This window comes from Methylobacterium sp. V23 (genome assembly GCF_002917135.1).
Lineage (GTDB): Bacteria > Pseudomonadota > Alphaproteobacteria > Rhizobiales > Beijerinckiaceae > Methylobacterium.
This window is the reverse complement of the sequence record NZ_PDHT01000008.1, coordinates 149,442-174,166: the sequence shown is the minus strand read 5'-3', so window position 1 is coordinate 174,166 and position 24,725 is coordinate 149,442. Positions and strand designations below refer to the sequence as shown.

21 protein-coding genes are annotated in these 24,725 nt (G+C 70.1%); 11 read left to right on the top strand and 10 right to left on the bottom strand.

The window, feature by feature from the left end; all coding sequences use genetic code 11:
* Window positions 1-46 precede the first annotated feature (46 nt).
* Both hydA and CRT23_RS10300 read right to left on the bottom strand, forming a co-directional pair.
* The gene (hydA, locus tag CRT23_RS10305; RefSeq protein ID WP_103709604.1) at window positions 47-1,468 is read right to left on the bottom strand and encodes a dihydropyrimidinase; all 1,422 of its coding nucleotides are present in this window, start codon (window positions 1,466-1,468) and stop codon (window positions 47-49) included.
* Between the two features lie 4 nt (window positions 1,469-1,472).
* Window positions 1,473-2,579 carry a ring-opening amidohydrolase gene (locus CRT23_RS10300; RefSeq protein ID WP_103709603.1) on the bottom strand — a complete coding sequence of 369 codons (1,107 nt, stop codon included), beginning with the start codon at window positions 2,577-2,579 and terminating at the stop codon, window positions 1,473-1,475.
* A 388-nt stretch (window positions 2,580-2,967) separates the two neighbouring features.
* Here CRT23_RS10300 and CRT23_RS10295 point away from each other — a divergent pair, with 388 nt between their 5' ends.
* From CRT23_RS10295 to CRT23_RS10245, 11 genes are all read left to right on the top strand, one after another.
* Window positions 2,968-4,221 carry an ABC transporter substrate-binding protein gene (locus CRT23_RS10295; protein WP_055949719.1) on the top strand — a complete coding sequence of 418 codons (1,254 nt, stop codon included), beginning with the start codon at window positions 2,968-2,970 and terminating at the stop codon, window positions 4,219-4,221.
* An 8-nt stretch (window positions 4,222-4,229) separates the two neighbouring features.
* On the top strand, window positions 4,230-5,102 hold the full coding sequence (locus CRT23_RS10290; protein ID WP_103709602.1) for a branched-chain amino acid ABC transporter permease: 873 nt from the start codon (window positions 4,230-4,232) through the stop codon (window positions 5,100-5,102).
* Window positions 5,099-6,190: a branched-chain amino acid ABC transporter permease gene (locus tag CRT23_RS10285; protein WP_245436113.1), complete on the top strand. Its 1,092-nt coding sequence runs from the start codon at window positions 5,099-5,101 to the stop codon at window positions 6,188-6,190. The genes CRT23_RS10290 and CRT23_RS10285 overlap by 4 nt, the downstream gene beginning before the upstream one ends.
* Complete coding sequence (locus CRT23_RS10280; protein WP_103709601.1) at window positions 6,187-6,930, top strand: ATP-binding cassette domain-containing protein; 744 nt, start codon at window positions 6,187-6,189, stop codon at window positions 6,928-6,930. Before CRT23_RS10285 ends, CRT23_RS10280 begins: the two co-directional genes overlap by 4 nt.
* Window positions 6,927-7,640, top strand: coding sequence for an ABC transporter ATP-binding protein (locus tag CRT23_RS10275; RefSeq protein WP_103709600.1), 714 nt, complete (start codon window positions 6,927-6,929; stop codon window positions 7,638-7,640). The genes CRT23_RS10280 and CRT23_RS10275 overlap by 4 nt, the downstream gene beginning before the upstream one ends.
* Before the next feature lie 39 nt (window positions 7,641-7,679).
* The gene (locus CRT23_RS10270; RefSeq protein WP_103709599.1) at window positions 7,680-9,224 is read left to right on the top strand and encodes an amidase; all 1,545 of its coding nucleotides are present in this window, start codon (window positions 7,680-7,682) and stop codon (window positions 9,222-9,224) included.
* A gap of 440 nt (window positions 9,225-9,664) precedes the next feature.
* A complete protein-coding gene (locus CRT23_RS10265; RefSeq protein WP_103709598.1) occupies window positions 9,665-10,417 on the top strand; it encodes a DeoR/GlpR family DNA-binding transcription regulator in 753 nt (250 codons plus the stop codon).
* Window positions 10,392-11,690 carry a Zn-dependent hydrolase gene (locus CRT23_RS10260; protein ID WP_103709597.1) on the top strand — a complete coding sequence of 433 codons (1,299 nt, stop codon included), beginning with the start codon at window positions 10,392-10,394 and terminating at the stop codon, window positions 11,688-11,690. Before CRT23_RS10265 ends, CRT23_RS10260 begins: the two co-directional genes overlap by 26 nt.
* Complete coding sequence (locus CRT23_RS10255; protein ID WP_103709596.1) at window positions 11,687-12,661, top strand: phosphotransferase; 975 nt, start codon at window positions 11,687-11,689, stop codon at window positions 12,659-12,661. Before CRT23_RS10260 ends, CRT23_RS10255 begins: the two co-directional genes overlap by 4 nt.
* Window positions 12,662-12,680: 19 nt before the next feature.
* Window positions 12,681-13,619, top strand: a complete 939-nt coding sequence (locus CRT23_RS10250; RefSeq protein ID WP_103709595.1) for a choline kinase family protein — start codon at window positions 12,681-12,683, stop codon at window positions 13,617-13,619.
* Window positions 13,620-13,675: 56 nt separating this feature from the next.
* Window positions 13,676-14,479, top strand: a complete 804-nt coding sequence (locus CRT23_RS10245) for an inositol monophosphatase family protein (RefSeq protein WP_103709594.1) — start codon at window positions 13,676-13,678, stop codon at window positions 14,477-14,479.
* A 311-nt stretch (window positions 14,480-14,790) separates the two neighbouring features.
* Here the strand turns inward: CRT23_RS10245 and CRT23_RS10240 are convergent, their stop codons facing one another.
* From CRT23_RS10240 to urtE, 8 genes are all read right to left on the bottom strand, one after another.
* Entirely contained in the window at window positions 14,791-15,018 is a 228-nt protein-coding gene (locus tag CRT23_RS10240) for a hypothetical protein (RefSeq protein ID WP_103709593.1), read from the bottom strand.
* A 145-nt stretch (window positions 15,019-15,163) separates the two neighbouring features.
* Window positions 15,164-18,100, bottom strand: coding sequence for a PAS domain S-box protein (locus CRT23_RS10235; protein ID WP_103709592.1), 2,937 nt, complete (start codon window positions 18,098-18,100; stop codon window positions 15,164-15,166).
* 190 nt (window positions 18,101-18,290) lie between these two features.
* Entirely contained in the window at window positions 18,291-19,343 is a 1,053-nt protein-coding gene (locus CRT23_RS10230; protein WP_055949747.1) for an aliphatic amidase, read from the bottom strand.
* 79 nt (window positions 19,344-19,422) lie between these two features.
* Window positions 19,423-20,799, bottom strand: a complete 1,377-nt coding sequence (locus CRT23_RS10225; RefSeq protein ID WP_245436118.1) for a carbohydrate porin — start codon at window positions 20,797-20,799, stop codon at window positions 19,423-19,425.
* A gap of 244 nt (window positions 20,800-21,043) precedes the next feature.
* Entirely contained in the window at window positions 21,044-21,367 is a 324-nt protein-coding gene (locus CRT23_RS10220; protein WP_103709590.1) for a zinc ribbon domain-containing protein, read from the bottom strand.
* Window positions 21,368-21,583: 216 nt separating this feature from the next.
* On the bottom strand, window positions 21,584-22,813 hold the full coding sequence (gene fmdA, locus CRT23_RS10215; RefSeq protein WP_055949752.1) for a formamidase: 1,230 nt from the start codon (window positions 22,811-22,813) through the stop codon (window positions 21,584-21,586).
* Between the two features lie 128 nt (window positions 22,814-22,941).
* Window positions 22,942-23,958: an alpha/beta fold hydrolase gene (locus CRT23_RS10210; protein ID WP_103709589.1), complete on the bottom strand. Its 1,017-nt coding sequence runs from the start codon at window positions 23,956-23,958 to the stop codon at window positions 22,942-22,944.
* Window positions 23,959-23,987: 29 nt separating this feature from the next.
* Window positions 23,988-24,677, bottom strand: coding sequence for an urea ABC transporter ATP-binding subunit UrtE (urtE, locus tag CRT23_RS10205; protein ID WP_055950073.1), 690 nt, complete (start codon window positions 24,675-24,677; stop codon window positions 23,988-23,990).
* Between the last annotated feature and the right edge of the window lie 48 nt (window positions 24,678-24,725).

Here is a 24,725-nt window from a genome sequence, read left to right as displayed (position 1 = left end):
GTTGGCAGCCGGGCTTGCCCGCGCCGTTCGGAGGCGGCCGACGGGATCAGGCGGCAGGACCCGGCACCGGCGTCCGGTCGAGGACCTTTCCGTGCCCGGGCGCCCCGGTCACCCGCCCATCCTCGGCCACGACCTCTCCGCGTGCGAGGGTCATCACCGGCCAGCCCGTCACGGAAAACCCCTCCCAGGGGGTGTAGTCCGCCCCGTGGTGCAGGTTGGCCTGCCGGATCGTCTCGCGGCGGTTCGGGTCCCACAGCGTCAGGTCGGCATCGAAGCCGATCCCGATCGAGCCTTTGCGCGGGTAGAGGCCGTAGAGCTTGGCGTGGTTGGTGGCGGTGAGTTCCACGAAGCGATTGAGGGAGATGCGCCCCGCCGAGACGCCCTCGGAGAACAGGATCGGCAGACGAGTCTCGATGCCCGGAATCCCGTTGGGCACCCAGCGGAAGGAGGTCCGGCCCTTCGGGTTCAGCTTGCCGGCGGGATCGTCGTAGCGGAAGGGGCAATGGTCGGAGGAGACCACGTCGAACAACCCGGTCTGGATCCCGCGCCAGATCGCGGCTTGGTTGGAGGCCTCGCGCGGCGGTGGCGAGCAGACGTATTTCGCCCCCGCCATCGGGTCGTCGGAGCCGAGGCCCTTCATGTGGTCGGCGGTCAGGGTCAGGTATTGCGGGCAGGTCTCGGCATGGACCTTCAGGCCGCGCTCCCGGCCCCAAGCGATCTGCTCCATGGCCTGCTCGCCCGAGACGTGGACGATGACGATCGGCAGGTCGACGAGTTCGGCGTGGCTGATGGCCCGGTGCGCCGCCTCGCGCTCGACCACCTGCGGTCGGGACAGAGCATGGCCGAAGGGGCGGGTTTCCCCGGCCTTCTCCAGCCGCTCGGTCATGTACCGGATGGCATCGTAACCCTCCGCATGGACCATGACCCGCGCGCCTTCCCGCCGCGCCAGGTCGAACACATCGAGGATCTGACGGTCGTTCAGGACGAGATCGTCGTAGGTCATGAAGACCTTGAACGAGGTGTAGCCCTCCGCGATCAGCGCCGGCAGTTCCTGGCCGAGCACCGCCGGCGTCGGGTCCGAGACGATGAGGTGGATGGCCACGTCGATGTGGCACTGCCCGTCCGCCAGCGCCCGGTAGGCGTGGGTCGCCGTGCGGAGCGACGCGCCGCGGGGCTGGAGCGCGAACGGCATCACGCAGGTATTGCCGCCCGCCGCCGCCGCGCGGGTGGCCGAGGCGAAGTCGTCCGCCATGACGATGCCGGGCCCGGAATCCTGGGCGATGTGGACATGGCTGTCGATGCCCCCGGGCAGGACGAGGAGGCCGGAGGCGTCGATCGTACGGGCCGCATCGGCGATCCGCTCGCCGATCGCCGCGATGCGACCGCCGCGAATGCCGACATCGGCGGCAAACGTGTCGGTGGCGGTGACGAGGGTGCCGCCGCGGATGGCGAGATCGAAGTCGGGCATGTCCTCAGTCCCTCACGCGGGCGATGATCGCCACCGGGCCGCCGCCGTCCGGTCCCTGGTGCTCGGCGCCGCCCGAGACGAAGAGGTCCGTGCGCCCGATCGCGGCGGCGGCCACCCCACCCACGAGGGCGCGGGCATGCCGGGTGGCGTTGATGTCGCTGTCGTCGTTCATGATGTGGCGCCGGCCCCGGATCAGGCCGTCATGCGACGGCTCGGCCTTGGCGAGCAGGGCAACCACGCGCTCCGACTCCCCGGGGGCCAACTGGCCCGAAGGGGAAAACCCGAGATCCGCCAGGACACCCTGGATCGCCCCGAAATCGATGCCGTCGCGCATGACGCGGTGGGCGATGGCGTTGGGGCCTGACCAGCCACGGGCATTGCCGAGGACGATGATCTCGTTGCGCATCAGCTCGATGCCCGCGGAAGCACCGGCGCGGCCGGAATAGAGTTCGCGCCGCGTGCCGATGGCGGCCTCCGAGAGGTCCTCGCCCGAGACCTCGCCCAGGGCCAGGGCGATGCCCAGCGCCGAGGCCCCGCGCGACAGGCCCATGGACGCGTAGGTGTCGTGGGTCGCCACGCCCTGTCCGCGTCCGGCGGCCTCCTGGATCCGCGCGCTGGTGAGGAGCGGGCATTTCACCTGCACGAAGTGGACGTCCTCGGGATCGTCGATCCCGGCCTGCGCCATGGCCTCGCTCACGGCTGCGGCCGTCGCCCGTACCTGTGCCATCCGGCCGATTGCCTCCGGCCGGAACTCAGCGGTGAAGGCAGTGCCGATCGCCAGCGCCGACACACCCTCGGCCTCGGGCGCATCGCGGCGCGCCAGCACGAGGAAGTGAGGGGAGAGGCCGCCCTCGGTGCCGCCGGACATGACCAGGGCGACCCGCGCGCCGACCGCCTCGGGGCGACAGCCCATTGCACCGGCGAGGGCGGTCTCCAGGGCCGTCACGGCGAGCTGGCGGGTGAAATCGTTGACGCACCCATTGCCCTCGGTCTTGCCGAAGATCGCCACGATCTCGTCCGCCGCCACGGCACCGGTGGTGACGAGCTCCATCACCCCCGAGACGTCGGCGGGATGCCGGGTCGGCACGCGGAAGACGAGGCATTCGGGCATGGCGTGTTCGCGACTGGATGAGAGGACGGTCCAAGCTAGGCCGAGAGTCCGGCCTGCGCGAGTGCTGGTTTGCGCACGCCGCGCTCCCGAACCGGCAACGGCCTCGATGGCCCCGGCGGTACGGCTCTTGCCGGGCCTCGGGCGACAGGGCGGCCGATCTCGGACCTCCCGGGTTTGGAGCTGCACGATTTGTGGCTTTCTGCTCCCGATGATGGCGCTCAATTGTCCGATCTGACCAAGCGGGAGGCACGCGCAGCATCGATCGACAGCGATGACCGATCTGTGGGTTTTGTTGGCATTGCTTTTGCCATGTCGGGTTTCGCGAGGCCCTGACTGCGCCCGGCGGCGGACACGGCCTCCTCCCGGCATTTCTGAGGAGCACGAACGCATGACACACCCGACGATCAGCCGGCGCGGCGCGCTCAAGCTCGGAACGGCCGCCGCAGCGGGCGCCCTCGCGACGCCGTTCCTCGGCCGCCGCGGCCTCGCCGCCGAGGAACCGATCAAGCTCGGGAGCCTCCTCGACGGCAGCGGCGCACTCGGCCTCGAGGGCAAGCGGATGATCGAGACCACCGAGTACGCGGTGGAGCTGCTCAACAAGGCCGGCGGCCTTCTCGGTCGGCCGATCAAGATCATCGCCTACGACACCCAGTCGAGCATGCAGCTCTACACGCAGTACGCCCAGCAGCTCGCGCTGAAGGAGAAGGTCGACGTCATCCAGGGCGGCATCACTTCAGCCTCGCGCGAGGCGATCCGGCCGATCTTCGGTCGGTCCAAGACCCTGTACTTCTACAACACCCAGTACGAGGGCGGCGTCTGCGACCGCAACGTATTCTGTACGGGCACGACACCAGCCCAGACCGTGAATCACATTGTCGATTATGCCCTGAAGACCTGGGGCAAGAAGGCGTACATCGTCGCGGCGGATTACAATTACGGCCACATCACCGCGAGCTGGATGACGAAGTTCATGAAGGAGGGCGGCGGCTCGGTCGCCGGCACCGACTTCTTCCCCCTCGACGTGACCAATTTTTCCTCTGCGATCAGCCGGATCCAGCAGGCCCAGCCCGACCTGGTGCTCTCGGCCCTGGTCGGCGCCAACCATTCCGGCTTCTATCGCCAGTGGGATGCCGCCGGCATGAAGGGCCGGATCCCCCTGGGCTCCTCGGTCTTCGGGCTGGGCGACGAGCTCACCACCATGGACGCCTCGACCACGAACGGCATCGTCACCTGCTACGGCTGGTACAACGACCTGCCCGACGCCCGTAGCGTCGAATTCGTGAAGGGGATGCAGGCCAAGTTCGGCGCCGACGTCACCGACCTCAGCGAACTCGACACCGCCACCTACGACGGCATCATGCTCTGGGCCGAGGGGGTGAAGAAGGCCGGCTCTCTTGACCGCGACAAGGTCATCGCCGCCCTGGAATCCGGCATCTCCTACGAAGGGCCGACCGGCAAGGTGACCATGGACGGGGCGACCCACCACACCACCCGCAGCACCTATCTCGCCCGGCCCAAGGACAAGAAGTGGGAGATCCTGGCGAGCTTCCCCGACCAGTTCCCCGCCGATACCGCGGGCGCCTGCGACCTGCTGAAGAACCCGAAGACCAACAAGCAGTTCACCCCCGACCTGAAGGGTTGAGGCGGAGCATGGCGCCCGACCTCATCGGCCTGCTCGGCTTCAACGTCCTCGCGGGCATCGCCACGCTCGCGCTGATCACCCTGGGACTCGGGGTGATCTACGGGATGATGCGGATCATCAACCTCGCCCATGGCGAGTTCATGATGCTCGGCGCCTATACGGCGGTTGCCGCCTCCGATGCCGGCCTCAACATCTGGGTCGCCATGCTGGTGCTGCCGCCCCTGGTGGTCGGGCTGATCGGCCTCGTCCTCGAGCGCACCGTGATCCGCTTCCTCTACGGGCGGATGATGGACACGATGCTGGCGACCTGGGGCATCAGCCTCGGACTCATCGGCCTCGTCACGTCGATCTACGGGAACGTCGTGCGGGGCGTGTCGACGCCCGTGGGCAGCTTCGAGATCGGGCGATACGGCGCAAGTCTCTACAGCCTCGTCATCGTGGCAGTGGCCTGCGCGGCCCTGGCCGGCCTCTACCTGCTGCTCCGCCTGACGAAGTTCGGGCTGATCCTGCGGGCGACGATGCAGAACCCGCGCATGGCCGCCTCCCTCGGGGTCTCCCCGGGCCGGATCTACATGGCGACCTTCGCCCTCGGCGCAGGCCTCGCGGGTCTCGCTGGCGGCGTGCTGGCACCGATCTCCGGCATCTCGCCGGCCATGGGCGCGGCCTACATCTCGCGCGCCTTCATCACGGTGCTGGGCGGCGGACCGGCGATCCTCACCGGCACGGGCCTCGCCTCCACCCTGTTCGGCTTCATCAACGAACTCGTCTCGTTCAAGACCACCCCCGTCATCGGCGACGTAGCCCTCCTCGTCGCCGCGGTCCTGCTCATCCGCGTGCTGCCCCAGGGCATCACCGGCCGCTACCTGAGGCGCAGCCTATGACCCGTCCCCCGTCACCGCTCCGCGCCCTGGTCCGCCCGGCTTCCCTCAGCTTCCTCGCCATGGTCGCCTCCGGCCTCGTCATCCTGTTCGGAGCCCCCCACGTCCTCGACACCTTCGGCCTCGTGCAGATGACGGGCTTCACCGCCATGGCGATGTTCGCCCTCAGCCAGGGCTTCATCTGGGGCTATGGCGGGGTGATGTCCTTCGGGCAGACCGCCTTCCTGGGACTGGGCGGCTACGCCTACGCCGTTGGGGTCCTGAACATGGGCGACTCGACCGTGCCCGTGTTCCTCGCCATCGCGGTGCCGATGCTGTTCGCCGGGCTGCTCGGCTACTTCATGTTCTACGGCCGGATCTCGGACGCCTATATCGGGGTCATCACCCTGACGGTGTCGGTGATCCTGTTCCAGCTCGTGAACACCACCTCGGGCAGTCAGTACCGGATCGGAGAGGCCGAGCTCGGGGGCTTCAACGGCATCCCGGCCATCCCGGCCCTCAACCTGCCGGGCGATGCCGGCAACCAGCTCGACCCCGAGGGCATCTGGTACGCCGCGATGGGGAGCCTCGTCGTCGTCTACATGATCCTGCGCGCCATCCTGGCAAGCCGGTTCGGCCGCGTGGTCGTGGCGATCCGCGAGAACGAGACCCGGGCGCAGCTCATCGGCTACGACCCGCGCCTCTACAAGCTCCTGGCCTTCATGATCTCGGCCGGCATCGCGGGCCTCGCCGGCTGCCTCTTCGCCAACTGGGGCGGTTTCATCAGCCCGACGGTGTTCGGCCTGACCATGTCGGCCCAGGTGATTATCTTCGTCCTCGTCGGCGGGCTCGGCACCCTGCTTGGGCCGATCCTCGGCGCGGTGCTGATCCAGTGGCTGACCATCGAGGCCGGCGCCCAGAACGTCATCGATTCCAACCTCGGCCTGGGCGCGATCCTCGTCACCTTCGTGCTGCTGATCCCGCAGGGGCTGGTGCCGGTGGCCCGCAACCTTGTCCTGCGCCTCGGCACGGTGCTCAGCGGCCGGCGCATGAGGGCCAAGCCCCTCGGGCCTGCCCCGGGTACGGCCCTTGCCGGGGAGGTCCGTCGATGAGCGTGTCTCCTGCGACGAAGCCCGTCCGCCCCCTGCTGGAAGCCAAGGGCGCCACCATGCGCTTCGGCGGCGTGACCGCCGTCAACGCGGTCGACTTCGTCCTCGGCGAAGTTGAGCTGCGCTGCCTCATCGGCCCGAACGGCGCCGGGAAGAGCACTTTCTTCAAGATGCTCACCGGCCAGCTCACGGCGAGCGCCGGACGCATCCATTTCCGCGACACCGACATCACGGCTGCGCACCCGCACGAGATCGCCCGCCTCGGGGTCGGCATCAAGACGCAGGTCCCCAACGTCTTCAACGGCCTGTCGGTACGCGAGAACGTCTTCGTCGCGGCAGGGCGCAAGAAGTCGCTCGCCCGCACCCGCGCCATCGTCGAAGAGACGCTGACCCGCCTCAAGCTCACCGAGATCGCCACCCGCCTCGTCGGGCAGCTCGCCCACGGCCAGCGCCAATGGATCGAGATCGCCACCGTCCTGGCCCAGGAGCCGGACCTGATCCTCCTCGACGAGCCTGCCGCCGGGATGACGAAGGAGGAGGTCGAGCGCACCGCCGCCCTCATCCGCGAGATCAACCGCACCCACGCGGTCATCGTGGTGGAGCACGACATGCCGTTCATCCGGATGATCGCCAAGACCGTGACGGTGTTCAACCAGGGCCGCATCCTCATCGAGGGCGACGTCGACACGGTGCTGTCCGACACGCGCGTCCGCGACGTCTATCTCGGCAAGCAGGCCGCATGACCGCTCCCATCCTGACCGTCGACGACCTGCATTCCGGCTACGGCCGCATCCCGATCCTCGGCGGCGTGTCGCTGCAGGTCGGCGAGGGCGCGTTCGTCGGCATCCTCGGCCATAACGGCATGGGCAAGTCGACCCTGCTGCGGACGCTCACCGGCAACCTGCCCCCCACGGCCGGATCAATCACGTTCGACGGGCGCGACATCACGCGGCTCTCCCCGACCGCCCGGGCCCGGGCCGGCATCGGCTACGTTCCTCAAGGCCGCGAGATCTTCCCGGCGCTGAGCGTCCACGAGAACCTGCGGATGGGCTGTCTCCTGTCCCGGGACAAGGAGGAAGCGGTCATCGCCGATATCCTCACCCTGTTCCCGCGCCTCAAGGCCTATCTCGACCGGCCGGGCGGCGCACTCTCGGGGGGCGAACAGCAGTTGCTGGCGCTGGCCCGCTGCCTCTGCGGGGCTCCCCGCATCCTCCTCCTCGACGAGCCCACCGAAGGCATCCAGCCCTCGATCATCGAGGAGATCATCGAGACGCTCCAGGCCATTGGCCGGCAACGCGGGCTCACGGTGCTGCTGGTGGAGCAGAACCTGAACTTCATCGCGTCGCTCTCGCAGCGCGTGCTGATCCTGCAGAAGGGCCGCATCACCCGCGAGGTGCCGCCCGATGTCGCCCGCGACCGGGCGATGATCGACGAATTCGTCGGCATGGCCTGAAGGCCATGCCCGTCTTGTTCCAGTCAGGAGACCTCCGGAATGGATGCCACGACACACAGCCCCTTCGACGTGGTCGAGATGACCCTGGCCGATGCGGCCGACGCCTTTGCCAGCGGTGTGACCTCCGAGGCGCTGACGCAGGCCTTCCTCGATCGCATCGCGGCGCATAACCCGCACTACAACGCCCTCATCATCATGAACCCGGATGCCCTGGCCGATGCCCGCGCCATCGACGCCCGGCGGGCGGCCGGCGAGGCCCTGGGGCCCCTCGCCGGCATCCCCGTGGTGATCAAGGACCCGATGGACATGGCCGGCCTGCCGACCACCGCTGGCTGGCACTTCCTGAGCGCCCGGGCCGGCGGCGTCGACCTCATCCCGGAGACCGACTCGCCCGTGGTGGCGCGGATGCGGGCCGCCGGCTGCGTCATGCTCGGCAAGACCAACGTGCCGGTGCTGAGCGCCACCGGCAGCCACGCCAACGACAGCTGGGCCGGCCCGACCCTGAATTCGGCAGCGCCCGAGAGCCTGCCGGGCGGCAGCAGCGCCGGGACGGCGACCGCCGTCGGTGCCAGCTTCGCGGTGCTGGGCCTCGCCGAGGAGACGGGCGGGTCGATCCAGAATCCCGCTTCGGCGCAGGGTCTGGTCGGCATCAAGCCAACTTTCGCCCTGGTGCCCAATGCCGGCGTGGTGCCGCTCGCCGGCAGCACCCGCGACGTGGTCGGCCCCATCGCCCGCTGCGTGCGCGACGCCGCGCTGACCCTCGACGTGCTGGCGGGCTACACGCCCGCCGATCCGAAGACCGTGGCCGGCATCGGCAAGCGCCCCCGGGGCGGCTACACCGCCCGCCTCGACACCGGTGCGCTGAAGGGCCAGCGCCTCGGCCTGTTCGGACCGGGCTGGCGCGACCTGCCGCTCTCCCCGGAGGCGGGCGCGCTCTATGCCCGCGCACAGGACGAGATCACCGCCCGCGGCGCCACGCTGGTGGCCGATCCCTTCGCCGGGACCGGCTTTGCCGCGCTCGGCCGTCCCACGCCGGGCCTGAACCACTTCGACGCCCGCGGCATGGAATCGGTGCCCTACGACCTGCACCTCTATCTGCAGCGCCTCGGCCCGAGCGCCACCCTCCGCAGCGTCGAGGCCTTCGCCGCGGCCACCGAGGCGGAGGATGCCTTCGGCCCCGTCGGCGTCCTGCGCTACCTGCATAGTATCCCGGCCTTCGCGCCGATCCTGGCCAACCCGACCGTACCGCCGGATCTCTCCGCTTTCCTCACCCTGCGGGAGGCCTACCTGGCGATCTTCGACACGGTGATGGATGCGAACCGGCTCGACGGCCTCGTCTTCCCGCAGATGCGGAACGAACTGCCCCCCCTTCACGGCGACGAGGCGATCAACGAGACCACAGTGTGCGAGATTAATATCGCGGGCTTGCCCGGCGTGACGGTTCCGGCCGGGTTCTACGCCTCGGGGGCGCCGTTCAACCTGATCTTCGTCGGCCGGATGTGGAGCGAGGCCGACCTACTCGGCTTCGCCTACGACTACGAGCAGGCTACGCGTCACCGCCGCGCTCCGGACCTGATCGGCTGAGGCTCGGTCGCGTGTACCGCGCGGGCAGGATCGCTCAACGGACCGGCAGGCGGCCCTGATGATGAGCAATAAATCCACATAGCCCACAAACATCACATTTTCCGTTTGACCTCCATCCCGTGACGCGGCGTAGTCGGTCAGCGGAGAAGTTCCGTCAGCGAACCCGGTCGATGCCCTCGCCGGGCGGGGGGCGAACTGCGCAGAGGCAGTGGGCCGGCCGCCCTCGGCGGTGCCGCCGGGTTTCGGGGCACGACCCGTGTGTGTGGTTTCTGACCGAGCAGTCACACGCGCTCAGAACGAAATGCGAGAGTCGATGCATCATTCCGGTTGCATTACAACGCGAACGAGCATGGGATACCGCATGCCGCTTCCGCATTCCCGCGCGACCGCGGCCACGGATCACCGTTATCATCGGGTGAACGGTAGGACGGCCATCGAGCATGCTGACGGATCATCGCCACCAGGAAATCCTGTCCCGCCTCCACGGGACCGGCCGGGTCGGCGTCGCGGATGTGGCCCTCTTCCTGAAAGTCTCCGAGGAGACCATCCGCCGCGATCTGAAGGTGCTGGAGGAACGTGGCCTGCTCCGGCGCATCCATGGCGGTGCCGTGCCGCCGCGCCTCGACCAGGAGCGCCCGCTGCAGGAGCGCGGCAAGCTCAACACCCGCGAGAAGGGGCGGGTCGCGGTCCTGGCCGAGGCCCTGGCGCTGGACGGGATGTCGATCTTCATCGACACGGGCACCACCACGCTCGCCCTCGCGCGGCGGCTCACCGGGCGCAATCTCACGATCACCACCAACTCGGTGGACGTGGCCCTGCATCTCGGCGGCGGCCCGGCCCGGGTCAACCTGACGCCCGGCACCTTGCGGAGCAAAGACAACGCGCTGGTGGGCTACGAGACCGTGGCCTATGCGCAGCGCTACTTCTTCGACATCGCCTTCATGGGGATCGCGGCCTGCGACCTCGAGCACGGCTGGATGGATTACGAGGAGCACGAATCGGTGCTGCGCCGGACCCTCAGGGGGCAGTCGCGCCGGGCCGTCCTGCTCGCCGATTCCCGCAAGTTCGGTCGACAGGCCAATCTCTGTACCTTCGGTCTCGGCGAGAAGCTGAGCATCGTCACCGACAAGCCGCCGCCGGAGGCGTTCCAGGACGCGTTCGCGCGGCATGAGATCGAGACCATCCATACCTGAGGCCGGCGCGGCGAGCGCCCTCGCGGAGCTGCTCGAACGCTTCTCCGCCTGCGGCGCCACCCCGGGGGGCGGCGTGACGCGGCTCTGCGCCAGCCCGGCGGACGGGGCCGCCCGCGCGGTGTTCGCGGAGGGGGTCCGGGCGGCCGGCGGCGCCCTGCGGGTCGACGCGGTGGGCAACCAGTTCGGCCTGTTTTCGCTGACGGGCCAAGGGGATGCGCCCCTCGTCATGATGGGCTCGCACCTCGACAGCCAGAGCCGCGCCGGCCGCCTCGACGGCACCTACGGCGTCGCTGCGGCCCTGGAGGTGGGCGCCGGGCTGATGGCGGCCCGCCGCGCCGGAGCGCGCTTCACCGCCGATTTCTGCGCCGTGAACTGGACCAACGAGGAGGGGGCCCGCTTCCGGCCGAGCCTCCTCGGCAGCGGCGCCTATCTCGGCCGGCACACGGTGGCGGAGGCCCTGGCCTGCCGCGACGACGACGGCATCAGCCTGGGCGCGGCGCTGGCGGCGATCGGCCTGGCGGGCGACGACGCACCGCCGCCGCGTCCGGCCTGCTACCTCGAGATCCACGTGGAGCAGGGCACCGCGCTGGAGGAGGCCGGACGGACCATCGGCATCGTCACCCGGAACTGGGGCGCGACCAAGATCGAGGCGGTCTTCACCGGCGTTCAGGCCCATACGGGGCCCGGACGGATGGAGCGCCGGCGCGACGCGCTGCTCGCCGCCGCCTATGCGATCGCGGACATCCGGGCGCTGGCCGACGCGTGGCCCGGCCTGCTGTATACCGCGGTAGGTCGTGTCCAGGTCGCGCCGAATTCCGCCAACGTGGTCGCCGCACGGGTCGCGATCTCGGTGGAGCTCCGATCCGCCGACGACGCCATCCTGACGGAGGCCGGAGGCCGGGCCGACCGGCTCCTGGCGGGAGCCGCGGACCGGGCCGGCACCGGGCTGACGATCACCAGCCGGAGCGAGCGCCCGATCCGGGCGATGCCCGAGGCGGTCTGCGATCTCGTCGCCGCCTGTGCCGAGGCGCAGGGGCTCGGGGCCCTGCGGATGGACACGGTGGCGGGGCACGACGCCCTGAGCTTCCTCGGGATCTGTCCGACCGGACTCGTCTTCGTGCCGAGCATCGACGGCATCGCCCACAACGAGGCCGAGGCCACCGACCCGGCCGACCTCGCCGCCGGACTGGCCCTGATGCGGGAGGCGGCCGAGCGCCTGTGCCGCCAGGGCGGCGACCTGGTGCGGGCCGCGCAACCGGAGCCGACGAAATGAGGCCGCCCGAACCCGACTTCGCGACGCGAATCACCGCCGCCCTGGCGCAGCTCCCGGGCTGGGAAGCCGGGACGGCGCAGATCGCCCTGGCGGCGGCGCCGGTCGCGTCCCCGACCCACCGGGCGGTGGCCTCGGACTGCGCCCGGGTCCGGCGCGACGGCGCCGATCCGGTCTTCGTCAAGCGACGCCACGCCGACATGGCCGCCGACCTCCGGCCCGCCATGGCGGAGGCGACGCGCCGGGCCGGCGCCCTCGGCCTCGGGCCGGCCCTGCTGGCGGGAGGTGGGGCGGAGGGCGACGGCGTGGTCGTTCTGGCCGACCTGCCCGAGCCCTGGCGCTACGCCCGGGTCGGCGACCTGCAGGATGCGGACACGATGGCGCAGGTCCTCGGGGCCCTGCGGCGGCTGCACGGGGCGGAGCCCCTGGGCCAGACCTTCTGCCCGTTCGAGCGGATCGCCGCCCTCGCGGCGGAGGCCCGGGCCTGCGCCGCCCCGGTGCCCGACGACATCGACGCGCTCCTGGCGGATGCCGCGCTGATCCGGGGGGCGATCGCGGCGGCCGGCTTCGACCGCCGCTTCAGCCGCAACGACGGCACCGCCTCGAACCTCATGCTGCGCTTCGAAGGGAGCGGCCTCGCGCCGGACGGGGTCCGGCTCGTGGATTTCGACCTCGCCGGCGACTTCGACCCCTGGTTCGAGGTCGGCGCGCTCCTGAACGAGGCCACCGCGTTCGACCCGGAGCGCCGGCAGGCCATCGAGATCTATGCCGGGCGCTGCACCGAGGCCCTGCTCGCCCGCTGCCGCCTCTACAGCGCGGTGGACGACCTGATGTGGGGCCTGTGGGGGATCACCCGGGCCGTGACCGTGCGCCGGCCCGGCATCGAGTTCTTCAAGTACGGCCAGTGGCGGCTGCTGCATGCGCGCACCACCCTGGCGGCGCGCGACTTCGAGCTCTGGCTGCGCCAGCTGTGACGGCCGCGGGGAGGGGACGATGAGCTGGACACGGATGGGCGAGGGGCGGGGCGCCGCCGAGCAGGCCCTGGAGGCGATCCTCGCCCGGGTGCCGGCCTGGGCGGGCGCCCCCCTGCGCTACCGCGCCGTCTCGGGCGGCATCAGCAACACCAACTGGCGGGTCCAGGCGGGGGAGGGCACGGACGTGTTCCTCAAGGTCCCGGGGCGCGGCACGGAGATGTTCATCACGCGGGACGCCGCCCACGAGGCGAGCCGGCGGGCGGAGGCCTGCGGCTTCGGGGTGGCGGTGCTCGACTACCTGCCCGAGGACGGCGTCGAGATCTTCGCCTTCCTGGACGACTTCCGGGCCTCCTCGAACCTCGACTTCCTGCGCCCGGTCGTGCGCCACAACGCGGTCCGGGCCCTGCGGGCCTTCAACGATGCGCCGGCCCTAACCCTGACCAAGACGATCTTCGACATGATCGAGGAGCATGTCGGGCAGGTCGAGGCCGTCGGCGGCCGGGTGCCGCCGGATTCGGCCTTCCTGATGCGCCGCTACGGCCAGGCCAAGGCGGCGCTCCTGGCCTCGGGCCTCGACCTCGTGCCCTGCATGAACGACACGCTGGCCGGCAACTTCATGCTCGACGGGCAGGACCATGTCCGCCTCGTCGACTTCGAGTACGCCTCCAACAACGAGCGCGCCTACGAGCTCGCCCTGTGGTTCGACGAGATGGCGTTCTCGGCCGAGGTCGAGCGCGAGATGATCGCGGCCTATTGGGGCCGCTGGACCCCGCAGATCCACGCCCGCACCGAGGTGCTGAAGGCTTTGGGCGACCTCAAATGGGCGACCTGGGCGATGATCCAGGAGCGGGTCTCGACCCTCGACTTCGACTACTACAAGTACGGGACCTGGAAGCTCTCGCGGGCCCGGCCCCTGTTCCACCATCCCGACTGGCCGCGCTGGCTGCGACTGCTGTGACCGCCGCCCGCGCCGCCGTCCCGTTCCCGCGTTCCCCTTCGCGCAAGGCCGATCCCATGTTCCCGACCCTCGCCCCACCGGCGGGCTTCGATGCCACCCCCGATGGGCTGATGGCCTTCGCCCACCACCTCGCCAACAGCGTGCGCCCCCTGGCGCGCCGGCACTTCCGCACGCCCCTGGCCGTCGAGGCCAAGGCCGATGCGAGCCCCGTCACCGAGGCCGATCGCGGCATCGAGGCGCGCTTGCGGGCCGAGATCCGCCAGGCCTACCCGGCGCATGGCATCCTCGGCGAGGAGGAGGGCGGCGACTTCGCCCACGACCTGACCTGGGTGGTGGACCCCATCGACGGGACCCAGAGCTTCATCACCGGCATGCCGCTCTTCGGCACCCTGATCGCCCTGGTGCGGGGCGGGCGGCCGATCCTCGGCCTCATCGACATGCCGGCCCTGGCCGAGCGCTGGCACGGCAACGGCAGCAGCGCCTGGTTCGGCGGCAAGCCGATCCGCACCAGCCGGCGCGCCCTCGCCGAGGCCCGGCTGTTCGCGACCTCCCCCGACCTGTTCAAGGGGGCCGACGCCGAGGCCTTCGCGGCCCTGAGCGCCGTCGTGGGCCTGCGCCGCTTCGGCGGCGACTGCTACGCCTACGGCCTCCTCGCCTCGGGCCATTGCGACCTCGTGGTGGAGGCCGGCCTCAAGGTCTACGACGTCATGGCCCTCGCCCCCGTGGTGGAGGGGGCCGGCGGCGTGATGACCGACTGGGCCGGACGCCCGCTCACTCCGAACTTCGACGGTCGCGTCATCGCCGCCGCCAACCCGGAGCTGCACGCGGCGGCGTTGCGGCAGCTGACGGGGTTTGCCTGAGGCGCACCATCCCGAACCGACGACGCTCGCAAGCTCTGCCCCCTGCGAGTCTCGATCCCGGGCTCCGCTGCGCCGTCCCGGGATGCCGCGGGGCTGCCCGCGAACGTCGCCGGCGAGGCCGCGCCAGCCGCGACCGCCCTGCCGGCGACCAAGTCCGTCGTACCGCTGCCGAGGGCCGCGATCCGACTCCACCCTCACAATGGCGGAACCGCCCCGGACTGGAGGTCGATCAGGGCTGCTCCCGCAGGGGGGACACGGCCTCGGCGATCCGGTCCGGCGCCCGGGGACGGGGGGAGAACGAGGGCGAGGGCTCAGTGCCCGAGGCCGACGGCGCCCCGGGCCTCGAAGAAGGTGGCGTCGCTGACCCAGCTGTCGTCCGAGGCGACCAGGCGGAGCACGCCGGCGCTGTCGTCGAGGGCGTCGAGGAGCGGGCCGAAGGCGCGCCGGACATCATCATCGAAAGTATGGGCGAACTCGTCGCGCAGCTCGTAGCCAATCTTCGCCAAAACCAAGAGCGATTTGAAGCCCAAGTCCTGCATTTCGGTCCCCTGCGATGTGTTGTTTCCGGTCGTTGCTGAGCGCTCCACTTTCAGCGCGAGGATCTTAATAAGATGCTAACGACGGGAGTCTTGCGCTGCGTGCAGCGATCGCCGGGGGACGCGGGCCCCGCCCGGTCCCGGAGTGTCAGTCGGCGCCCTCGATCAGGCCGCGGATGCGGGTGGCGAGGGCCTCCAGGGCGAAGGGCTTGACCAGCACCTGCATGCCGGGGGCGAGGTGGCCGTGGTTGAGGGCGGCGTTCTCGGCATAGCCGGTGATGAACAGCACCTTCAGGCCCGGGCGGGACACCAGGGCCGCCTCCGCCATCTGGCGGCCGTTCATGCCGCCGGGCAGGCCGACATCGGTGACGAGGAGGTCGATGCGCACATCGGATTGCAGCACCTTGAGGCCCGAGGCGCCGTCGGCCGCCTCGATGGCGGCGTAGCCGAGATCCTCCAGCACCTCGGTCACGAGCATCCGCACCGTGGGCTCGTCGTCCACCACCAGCACCGTCTCGCCGACCTTGGCCCGGGCCGCCTCCGACAGGTCCGGCACCGTCTCCACCCCCTCCGCCTCGCCGAGATGGCGCGGCAGGTAGATGCACACCATCGTGCCCTCGCCGGGCTCCGAATAGATCCGCACCTGGCCGCCCGACTGCTTGGCGAAGCCGTAGATCATCGACAGGCCGAGGCCGGTGCCCTCGCCGAGGGGCTTCGTGGTGAAGAACGGATCGAAGGCCTTGGCGGCGACGTCCGGGGTCATGCCGGTGCCGTTGTCCGAGACGCAGAGGGCGACGTACTGGCCCGGGTCGAGGTCGCGCTCGCGGGCCCCGCGGGCGTCGAGCCAGCGGTTGCCGGTCTCGACCACGATGCGGCCGCCCTCCGGCATGGCGTCGCGGGCGTTGATGCAGAGGTTGAGCAGGGCGTTCTCGAGCTGGCTCGGATCGACCAGGGTCGGCCACAGGCCGGCGGCGCCCACCACCTCCACCGAGACCGCCGGACCCACGGTGCGGCGCACCAGCTCCTCCATGCCCTCGACGAGGCGGTTCACGTCGGTGGGCTTCGGGGCCAGGGTCTGGCGGCGCGAGAAGGCGAGGAGGCGATGGGTCAGGGCCGCGGCCCGGCGCGCCGCCCCCTGCGCGGCGCCGATATAGCGCTCCAGGTCGCCGACCCGGCCCTGGAGCATGCGGGTCTGCATCAGCTCCAGGGAGCCGACGATGCCCGCCAGCATGTTGTTGAAGTCGTGCGCGAGGCCGCCGGTGAGCTGGCCCACCGCCTCCATCTTCTGCGACTGGCGCAGGGCCTCCTCGGCCCGCATCAGCTCGGCCGTCCGCTCGGCGACGCGCTGCTCCAGGGTCTCGTTCAGGCTGCGCAGCTGCTCGGTGACCCGCGCCCGCTCGGCCTCGCCGGCGCGGCGCTCCTCCACGTCGATGAGCACGCCGGGAAAGCGCAGGGGGGTCCCGTCCGGGCCGTGCTCGACGCGGCCGTTGGCTTCGAGCCAGTAGTAGCGGCCGTCGGCGCGGCGGGTCCGGTACTGGTGCGCGTAGGCGCCGCCCCGGGCAATGGCGGCCTGGATGGCCTCGGCGAGGCCGGCGCAGTCGTCCGGGTGCACGGTCTCCACCACCCGGGCGAGGCTCAGGCCCTCGCGCCCGGCGGCGGGATCGAGGCCGAAGCTGCGGGCGAAGGCCTCGTCGACGCTGAAGCGGTCGGTCGGCAGGTCCCAGAGCCAGGTGCCGATGATCGCCCCGGCGGCCAGGGCGAGCTGCACCCGCTCGATGTTCTCCCGGGCCAGGGCCTCGCTGGTGCGCAGGGCGTCCTCCGCCCGGCGGCGGGCCGAGATGTCCCGGAACAGCACCGAGACCTGGCGCCGGCTCGCCGGCTCGATCCGGGCGGCGGAGACCTCGATGTGACGCCCGGCCAGGGGGAAGGCGCGCTCGAACCGGATCGCGGTGCCGGTGCGCAGGACGCCGCCGTAGAGCTCGAGCCAGCCCTCGGCCTCCGCGGGCGCAAGGTCGCGCAGGGTGCGGCCGACGATGTTCGGGATGCCGGTGTGGCGCTCGTAGCCGGCATTGGCCTCGAGATGGACGAAGTCGCTGGCCGGACCGTGCGGTCCGTCGAAGAACTCGATGATGCAGAAGCCGTCGTCCACGGCCTCGAACAGGGCGCGGTAGCGCGCCTCGCTGGTGGCCAGGGCGTCCCGGGCGGAACGCGCCTCGGTGACGTCCCGGGCGATGCCGGAGAAGCGCAGGGGGCGCCCCGCGGCGTCGCGCTCGATCTCGCCCCGGCGGGCGATCCAGCGGAGTTCGCCGGTGTCGGGCCGGCGGATGCGGTACTCGACGTCCCGGGGCGGCTCGCCCCGCCGGCGGCTCTCCGCCGTGGAGACGAGGTAGGCATCGTCGGGGATGACCAGGCGCTCGAAGGTGGAGGCCGGATAGGTCGCGGCCTCGGGCAGGCCGTAGAGGCGGCAGAATTCCGGAGTCGGATGCAGGATGCCGTCGTCGATGCCGACCGAGAACACGCCGATGCCGCCGGCCTCCTGGGCGCGGCGCAGGCGCATCTCGGCGTCCTGCAGGGCGTCCCCGGCCCGGTGCTCCGCGGTGCGGTCGCTCACGACCTTGACGTAGCCGATGTGATGGCCGTCGCCGTCGCGCAGGGGCATCATCTCGCCCGAGGCCCAGAAGCGCGTGCCGTCGGCGCGCAGGTGCCAGCGCTCGTCCTCGGCGCGGCCCTGCTCCAGGGCGAGGCGCATCTCGATCCCGGGCCGGTCGATCGCGCGATCCTCGGGGGTGAACAGGTCGGCGATGTTGCGCCCGCGGATGTCGGCGGCGCTCCAGCCGAAGATGCGGGCGGCGCCGGCATTCCAGTCGGTCACCACCCCGTCGCGATCCGTGCCCACGATGGCGAAGCGGGTGGTGCTGTCGAGGATCGCCTGCCGGTGCGGCACCGGGTCGGACCCCGGCGCCGCCCTGTCCGGCGCAGCGCCCGGCTCTCCGGCGGACCGGCGCGCCGCGTCCCGCAGGCGCGCGGCGTCCCGCTCCAGATCCGCGGCGCGGCGCAGGAGCGCGTCGGTCTCGGGCTGGCTCATGCCGGGACGTCCATCCTTCCGGGGTGTCGATCAGGGGCGACGGGTCTCGCCACGGGCGGTAGAGGGGCTGCCCGCCCGGGTCAAACCGGGCGAGGCGGACCCGCCGCCGCGAAACGGCGAGGGCCGGCCCCGCGGCGGCGGAACCGGCCCTCGATCCGGATCGGGCGTGGCGCGGGCGCCACAGCGCCGCTCACCGCGGGTCGGGCGGGCCCTCGCCCTTGCCGACGAAGGGGATGCCCTCGATCGGGCATTCCTCGGTGCCCACGCTCTGGCGGGTGATGGCCCGCACGGCGTCGCGGGCGGCGTCGGGATCCTCGATCCAGCGGCGGTAGAAGTCGTAGGGGCATTCCGACAGGCCGTGCCGGTTCTCCTTCGAGGCGATCATGCCGGTATAGCCGCGATGCAGCAGCTTGAAGAGGTGGTTCTCCGACTGCCCGTGGGCGCGGGCATCGCGGATCAGGAACTTCGACAGGGCGGCGTACTGGATGCCCATCTCCTCCTCGCCGCACTCGCCGAGGGTGCGGCCGTCGAAGCCGATCACCGCCGAGTGGCCGAAATAGGTGTAGACCCCGTCGAAGCCGGCGGCGTTGGCCACCGCCACGTAGGTGTTGTTGGCGAACGCCATCGCCTTCGACATCAGGATCTGCTGCTCCTTGGCCGGATACATGTAGCCCTGGCAGCGGATGATGAGCTCGGCCCCCCGCATGGCGCAGTCCCGCCAGATCTCCGGGTAGTTGCCGTCGTCGCAGATGATGAGGCTGATCTTCAGGCCCTTGGGGCCGTCGGAGACGTAGGTGCGGTCGCCCGGATACCAGCCCTCGATCGGGGTCCAGGGCATGATCTTGCGGTACTTCTGCACGATCTCGCCCTGGTCGTTCATCAGGATGAGGGTGTTGTAGGGCGCCTTGTTCGGGTGCTCCTCGTGGCGTTCGCCCGTGAGAGAGAACACGCCCCAGACCTTCGCCTTGCGGCAGGCGGCGGCGAAGATGTCGGTCTCCGGCCCCGGGATCGTGGTGGCGGTCTCGTACATCTCCGCCGCGTCGTACATGATCCCGTGGGTCGAGTATTCGGGGAAGATCACCAGGTCCATGCCGGGCAGGCCGGACTTCATGCCGATCACCATGTCGGCGATCTTGGCGGCGTTCTCCAGGACCTCCTCCCGCGTGTGCAGGCGGGGCATCTTGTAGTTCACGACGGCGACGCCGACGCTGTCCTGACTCGACGAAATGTCTCCGTGCATCATGGCGTGATCCTCCGGTTTCCAGACGTGGCGTGTGCCGCGGGGTCGCGCGGCACGCGCGGGGACGAGGTCCCCCGGGGCCCTAGCCCGGCGCGAGGCCGAGGAGGGTTCCGAGGGGAACCACGAGGGTGAAGCCGCCATAGACGCCGTCCTTCGGCCGCCGGGCGGTGTAGGGATTCCAGAACGAGTTCGGATTGACGACGTACTGGACCACGGGCTCGAGGATCACGCCGGCCCCGACATCGATGTGGGCGTTCGCCTCGAAGATGAACTTGTCGCGCGAGAACGGCGCACCGGAGCCGCCCGCGAAGGCGTTCGCGTCCGCCAGGAAGTCCGCGTAGTTGGCGTTGATGCGCTGCCAGTTGGCCTTCAGCCCGTAGGTGTCGTTGGGCCGGGTCTGGTCGGGCGATTGCAGCAGGATGCCGGCGAACGAATTGAACCGGATCGGGATCGTCGGATCGAAGGCGTAGCCGGTGCCGGTGTAGACCGCGATCGCGGCCGGGTGGGGGTTGGCCGCCTCGGCGCCGCCGTCGGCGCGCCAGACCGTCTGCGAGGCGGTGAGCACCACGCCCGAGGTGCCCGACTTCTGCAGGGCCGGATCGCCGGGGAAGAGGCCCTTGGAGCGGCCCAGCGCCGTCTTGAAGTTATCCTCGTGGTCGGCGGTGTTGTAGAAGCCGGTGAGCGAGACGCGGCCCGGATAGGCTTCCTGGGAGAAGTCGGTCTTGCGGCCGATCTCGGTCATGACGACGGCGCCGGCGAGGCGCTCGTAGCCGAAATCATAGCCCGACAGCACGTTGGTGTTGGGGTTCACGCTGAAGGCGCCGGCCTGGATGTAGGTGGTCGGCGAGAACTTGTAGGCGACGTTGGCGCCCCAGACCCCGTAGAGCGGCGAGGTGAAGCCGGCATTGAAGTAGAACATGTCCTGGAAGCAGGAATTGATCGAGTTGCACGGCGGCAGGCCGTAATACCGGTCCGGATGCGTGCGCCCGACCTCGACCACCAGGCGGTCGTCGAGCAGCTTCTGCTGGTAGGTGAAGAGCGACAGCCGGGCGAAGTTGGGGTTGTAGGGCGGCTGGTAGCCGACCGTGGTGTCGCCGATGTCGGCGGCCATGTTGAGGTTGCGCACCAGGCCGAAGAAGGTCTGGGTGAAGTTGATCGTCCCGCCCGAGATGCCGGCGAGCTTCTGCATGTCGGCGGTCATCGAGAGTACGAAATAGGCCGAGTTCGACTGCTCGCCGGGCCGCAGGCCCATGCTCGGGTTAGCCTGGTAGAAGTCGTAGACGTTGACGTCGAAGGTCAGGCCGCGGGCCGCCATCTCGGTGGCCCAGGGCGCCAGCGGGCCGACGCGGACCGGGTCCTTCGGCTTGTCGGCGATGGCCGGGTCGGTGCGCGGCTGGGTCTGCTCGTTAAGCTGGCCCACCGGCGAGGCCGTCTGCGCCAGCGCCGCCCCCCCAGCCATGACACCGGCGGACGCCAAAGCCGCCGACAGGAGCGCATCCCGGGCGGCGCCCCATCCCGTCCGACGCCTCGGCACCGGTCCCCGTTCGATTCTCTGGATCATCGTACCACCCCGCGTTCCAGCATCGATCCCGTCTCAGACCCATCGCATCCACTTCAGGCGTGGAATTATATCTCGATAGGCCCAGACACTGTGCAGATCTGCTGTCGGGAAATACTTTGCAAAGGCAATGCCAGTGCTTAATTTAGTGGCTAATCATCCAGGGACGTGCAGATGGAAAGCTTTTAGCGGCTGGCGTTGCTTGCGTTTTGGCCTTCGTCGACCCGCTGCAGCAGCCGCACCCGGCCCCATGCCCGGACACACGTCGGGGCGCGTGACGGCTGCGCTCGTTGGTGGCGTGCGCCTTGCGCACGCCGGCATCCATGGAGGCGAGGTTCGGCGCGGTCAGGAAGGCGCGGCCGCAGGTGGTCCCGCAATCCGGGCAATCGTGCGGATCCTGGAACTCGGCCATCGGGCGCAGCACCGTGAACGGGCCGCAGGCGTCGCAGGCGTAATCGTAGACGGGCATCGGGGCCTCTCGGTGATGTCTGCTGGAGGGCGGGCGGCGGCACGGCTCGCCTCCCCGGCGGATCTCGGACCGGCGTGAGATCCGTCGAGCGCGTGGGGAGCGGTGGAAGGAGGGGTCGTTCCGAGAGCCTGCGCATCCCGAGGGGCGCCCAATCCCCCGCCCTGACCCCGCCCCACGAGGGGAGGGGGATCGGCGCCGGATCGGGCGCGCCGGTTCTCAGAGGTCCGGCGACAGGGGCATCTGGATCGAGCCGTCGAGGAACTTCGTCGGTCCGTCGGCACCGGGATTGATGTCGAAGTCGAAGATCTTCGTCGGGATCCAGAGGGTGGCGCAGGCGTTCGGGATGTCGACGACCCCCGAGATGTGACCCTGGACCGGCGCGGTGCCGAGGATCGAGTAGGCCTGGGCACCCGAGTAGCCGAACTTCTTCAGGTACTCGATCGCGTTGAGGCAGGCCTGGCGGTAGGCCACCGTCACGTCGAGGTAATGCTGCTTGCCGTACTCGTCGACGGAGACGCCCTCGAAGATGAGGTGGTCGTCGAACTTCGGCGTGATCGGCGACGGCTTGAAGATCGGGTTCTTGATCCCGTACTTGGCCATGCCGTCCTTGATCAGGCTGACCTTGAGGTGGACCCAGCCCGCCATCTCGATGGCGCCGCAGAAGGTGATCTCGCCGTCGCCCTGGCTGAAATGCAGGTCGCCCATCGAGAGGCCGGCGCCGGGCACGTAGACCGGGAAGTAGATCTTCGAGCCGCGCGACAGGTCCTTGATGTCGCAATTGCCGCCGTGCTCGCGCCCCGGCACGGTGCGGGCACCCGTGGCCGCCGCCGCGTCGCGGCCCTCGCCCTTGAGCCGGCCCATATGGGCGGTCGGCGCGAAGGGCAGGGTGGCCAGCGCCGGGACCCGGTTGGGGTCGGTGTCGAACAGCGCCTTCTCGCGGGTGTTCCAGGTCTCCAGCATCTTCGGATCGGGCAGGCAGCCGATCAGGCCGGGATGGATCAGGCCGGGGAAGCGCACGCCGGGGATGTGGCGCGACTTGGTGAACATGCCCTCGAAGTCCCAGATCGATTTCTGGGCCTGGGGGAAGTGCTCGTCGAGGAAGCCGCCGCCGTTCTTCTTGGAGAAGAAGCCGTTGAAGCCCCACTGGCTCTCGGGCTTGGCGCCGATGTCGAGGAGGTCGACCACGAGGAGGTCGCCGGGCTCGGCGCCCTCGACGCCGATCGGGCCGGAGAGGAAGTGCACGATCGAGAGATCGATGTCGCGCACGTCGTCGGCGGAATCGTTGTTCTTGATGAAGCCGCCGGTCCAGTCATAGGTCTCGACGATGAAGTCGTCGCCGGGCTTGACCATCGCCACCATGGGGATGTCGGGGTGCCAGCGATTGTGCACCATGTCGTTGTCGTAGGCCGATTGGGTCAGATCGACCTTGATCAGGGTCTCGGGCATGTTGCGTCGGTGCTCCCTTCCCAGACGTGAGGACACGCGTCCCCGTTCTCGCCGGCGGTGAGATCCGTCGGCGGGTGATGTGCCGGTGGTCGTCGGGCCGGGCGCGGTGCACCCCGGCCCGAGGCCGGTCAGCTCGCGAGCAGCGCTTTCAGGGCTGCGTCGAGTGTGGCGATGTCGTCGGGGCTCGTGCCGGGACCGCCCGCGAAATGACCCCACCAGGTCTCGATGACGCGCAGCTCCGCGTTCGGCATGGCCGCCGCCTCGAGGGCGTTGTCCTCGGGGGGAAAGTAGAGGTCGGTGGAGGCCGGCATCAGGATCGCCTTCGCGCGGATGGCGCCGAGGGCGGCCTTGAGATCACCGTTGAAGCGGTCATTGGCGCTGATGTCGCCGTTCTGCCAGGTCCAGAGCATGGCCAGAAGGTCGTTGGCGTCCCGGGTGTAGAACAGCCCCTCCCAGAACCCGACCAGGAAGTCCTCCAGCGAGGCGTAGCCCATATGGGTCTTGTCGGCCTCGATCCGGTAGAAGGTCTGCGACAGGCCCCAGCCGGCATAGACCCGGCCGAAGGCGCGCAGGCCCCGGTTCGGCGGGCGGGTGTACCAGCCCTCGGCGTAGGCGGCATCGGCCTGCAGGGCGGCCTTGGCGCCTTCCAGGAAGACGAAGTTGTGCCGCGAGCACTTGGCCGAGCCCTGAAACGGCAGGATGCGCGGCACCATGTCGGGGTAGAGCGCCCCCCAATGGTAGGTCTGCAGGGCGCCCATCGACCAGCCGGTCACCAGCACCAGGGTCTCGATGCCGAAACGCTCGGTGACGAGCCGATGCTGCGCCGTGACGTTGTCGTAGGCGGTGACGTTGGGAAAGCACGGCCCGTTCCAGGGCGGCGGCGTATTGCTCGGCGAGGACGAGAGCCCGTTGCCGAACATGTTCGGGATGATGATGAAGTACTTGTCCGGGTCGAGGGCCTTGCCGGGGCCGATCAGCCACTCGTTCTCGGTGTGCTGGCCCGAATACCAGGTCGGGTAGACGATGGCGTTGTCCCGAGCGGCGTTGAGCGTGCCGAAGGTCTTGTAGGCGAGCTTGGCGCTGCGCAGCGTCTTCCCGCACTGGAGGACGAAGTCGCCGAGCTCGAAGATCTCGTAATCGGCCATCTCGGCCCCTTTCGGCATGTCGGGTCCCGTCAGACGGAGAGGAAGCGGGCGACCTGGGCCTCGTCGATATCGGCGCGCAGGGATTCATGGACGATGTGGCCGTTCTCGATCACCAGGACCCGGTCGGCGACATCGAGGGCGAAGCTGAGCACCTGCTCGGAGACCACGATGGAGAGCCCGCGGTCGTCGCGGATCTTCTTCAGGGTGCGGCCCATTTCACGGATGATCGAGGGCTGGATGCCCTCGGTGGGCTCGTCGAGGAGGAGGACCTTGGGCCGGCTCGCCAGCGCCCGGGCAATGGCGAGCTGCTGCTGCTGGCCGCCCGACAGGTTGCCGCCGCGCCGGCCCTTCATCTCCAGGAGGACCGGGAACATCGTGTAGAGTTCCTGCGGCACCCGGCGCTCCCCGGTGACGGTGAGCCCGGTCTCGATGTTCTCCTGCACGGTCATGGCGGAGAAGATCATCCGGCCCTGCGGCACGTAGGCGAGGCCCTTGGCCACGCGCTGGTGGCTCTTCAGGCCCTCGACCCCGGCACCGTCGACCTGGATCGTCCCGGACTTGACCGGCACGATGCCCATCAGGGTCTTCATCAGCGTGGTCTTGCCCATGCCGTTTCGGCCCATCACGGCGACGATCTCGCCGGGTGCCACGGCGATGTCGAGGCCGTGCAGGACCTCGCTCTGGCCATAGGCCGCGTGCAGGTCGCGGATCGCCAGCATCGGCGGGACGCCGCCCTGGACCAGGGGGGCGGGCGAGAAGGCCGGCGA

Excerpts from the sequence above, each read along its gene's own strand:
- CRT23_RS10280 (WP_103709601.1), top strand. The coding sequence starts at position 6,187 with ATGAGCGTGTCTCCTGCGACGAAGCCCGTCCGCCCCCTGCTGGAAGCC.
- CRT23_RS10210 (WP_103709589.1), bottom strand. The coding sequence starts at position 23,958 with ATGGCCGATTACGAGATCTTCGAGCTCGGCGACTTCGTCCTCCAGTGC.
- CRT23_RS10240 (WP_103709593.1), bottom strand. The coding sequence starts at position 15,018 with ATGCAGGACTTGGGCTTCAAATCGCTCTTGGTTTTGGCGAAGATTGGC.
- CRT23_RS10265 (WP_103709598.1), top strand. The coding sequence starts at position 9,665 with ATGCTGACGGATCATCGCCACCAGGAAATCCTGTCCCGCCTCCACGGG.
- urtE (WP_055950073.1), bottom strand. The coding sequence starts at position 24,677 with ATGCTGGCGATCCGCGACCTGCACGCGGCCTATGGCCAGAGCGAGGTC.
- fmdA (WP_055949752.1), bottom strand. The coding sequence starts at position 22,813 with ATGCCCGAGACCCTGATCAAGGTCGATCTGACCCAATCGGCCTACGAC.
- CRT23_RS10260 (WP_103709597.1), top strand. The coding sequence starts at position 10,392 with ATGAGATCGAGACCATCCATACCTGAGGCCGGCGCGGCGAGCGCCCTC.
- CRT23_RS10235 (WP_103709592.1), bottom strand. The coding sequence starts at position 18,100 with ATGAGCCAGCCCGAGACCGACGCGCTCCTGCGCCGCGCCGCGGATCTG.
- CRT23_RS10285 (WP_245436113.1), top strand. The coding sequence starts at position 5,099 with ATGACCCGTCCCCCGTCACCGCTCCGCGCCCTGGTCCGCCCGGCTTCC.
- CRT23_RS10290 (WP_103709602.1), top strand. The coding sequence starts at position 4,230 with ATGGCGCCCGACCTCATCGGCCTGCTCGGCTTCAACGTCCTCGCGGGC.
- CRT23_RS10225 (WP_245436118.1), bottom strand. The coding sequence starts at position 20,799 with ATGGCTGGGGGGGCGGCGCTGGCGCAGACGGCCTCGCCGGTGGGCCAG.
- CRT23_RS10220 (WP_103709590.1), bottom strand. The coding sequence starts at position 21,367 with ATGCCCGTCTACGATTACGCCTGCGACGCCTGCGGCCCGTTCACGGTG.
- CRT23_RS10230 (WP_055949747.1), bottom strand. The coding sequence starts at position 19,343 with ATGATGCACGGAGACATTTCGTCGAGTCAGGACAGCGTCGGCGTCGCC.
- CRT23_RS10245 (WP_103709594.1), top strand. The coding sequence starts at position 13,676 with ATGTTCCCGACCCTCGCCCCACCGGCGGGCTTCGATGCCACCCCCGAT.
- CRT23_RS10295 (WP_055949719.1), top strand. The coding sequence starts at position 2,968 with ATGACACACCCGACGATCAGCCGGCGCGGCGCGCTCAAGCTCGGAACG.
- CRT23_RS10275 (WP_103709600.1), top strand. The coding sequence starts at position 6,927 with ATGACCGCTCCCATCCTGACCGTCGACGACCTGCATTCCGGCTACGGC.
- CRT23_RS10300 (WP_103709603.1), bottom strand. The coding sequence starts at position 2,579 with ATGCCCGAATGCCTCGTCTTCCGCGTGCCGACCCGGCATCCCGCCGAC.
- CRT23_RS10270 (WP_103709599.1), top strand. The coding sequence starts at position 7,680 with ATGGATGCCACGACACACAGCCCCTTCGACGTGGTCGAGATGACCCTG.
- hydA (WP_103709604.1), bottom strand. The coding sequence starts at position 1,468 with ATGCCCGACTTCGATCTCGCCATCCGCGGCGGCACCCTCGTCACCGCC.
- CRT23_RS10255 (WP_103709596.1), top strand. The coding sequence starts at position 11,687 with ATGAGGCCGCCCGAACCCGACTTCGCGACGCGAATCACCGCCGCCCTG.
- CRT23_RS10250 (WP_103709595.1), top strand. The coding sequence starts at position 12,681 with ATGAGCTGGACACGGATGGGCGAGGGGCGGGGCGCCGCCGAGCAGGCC.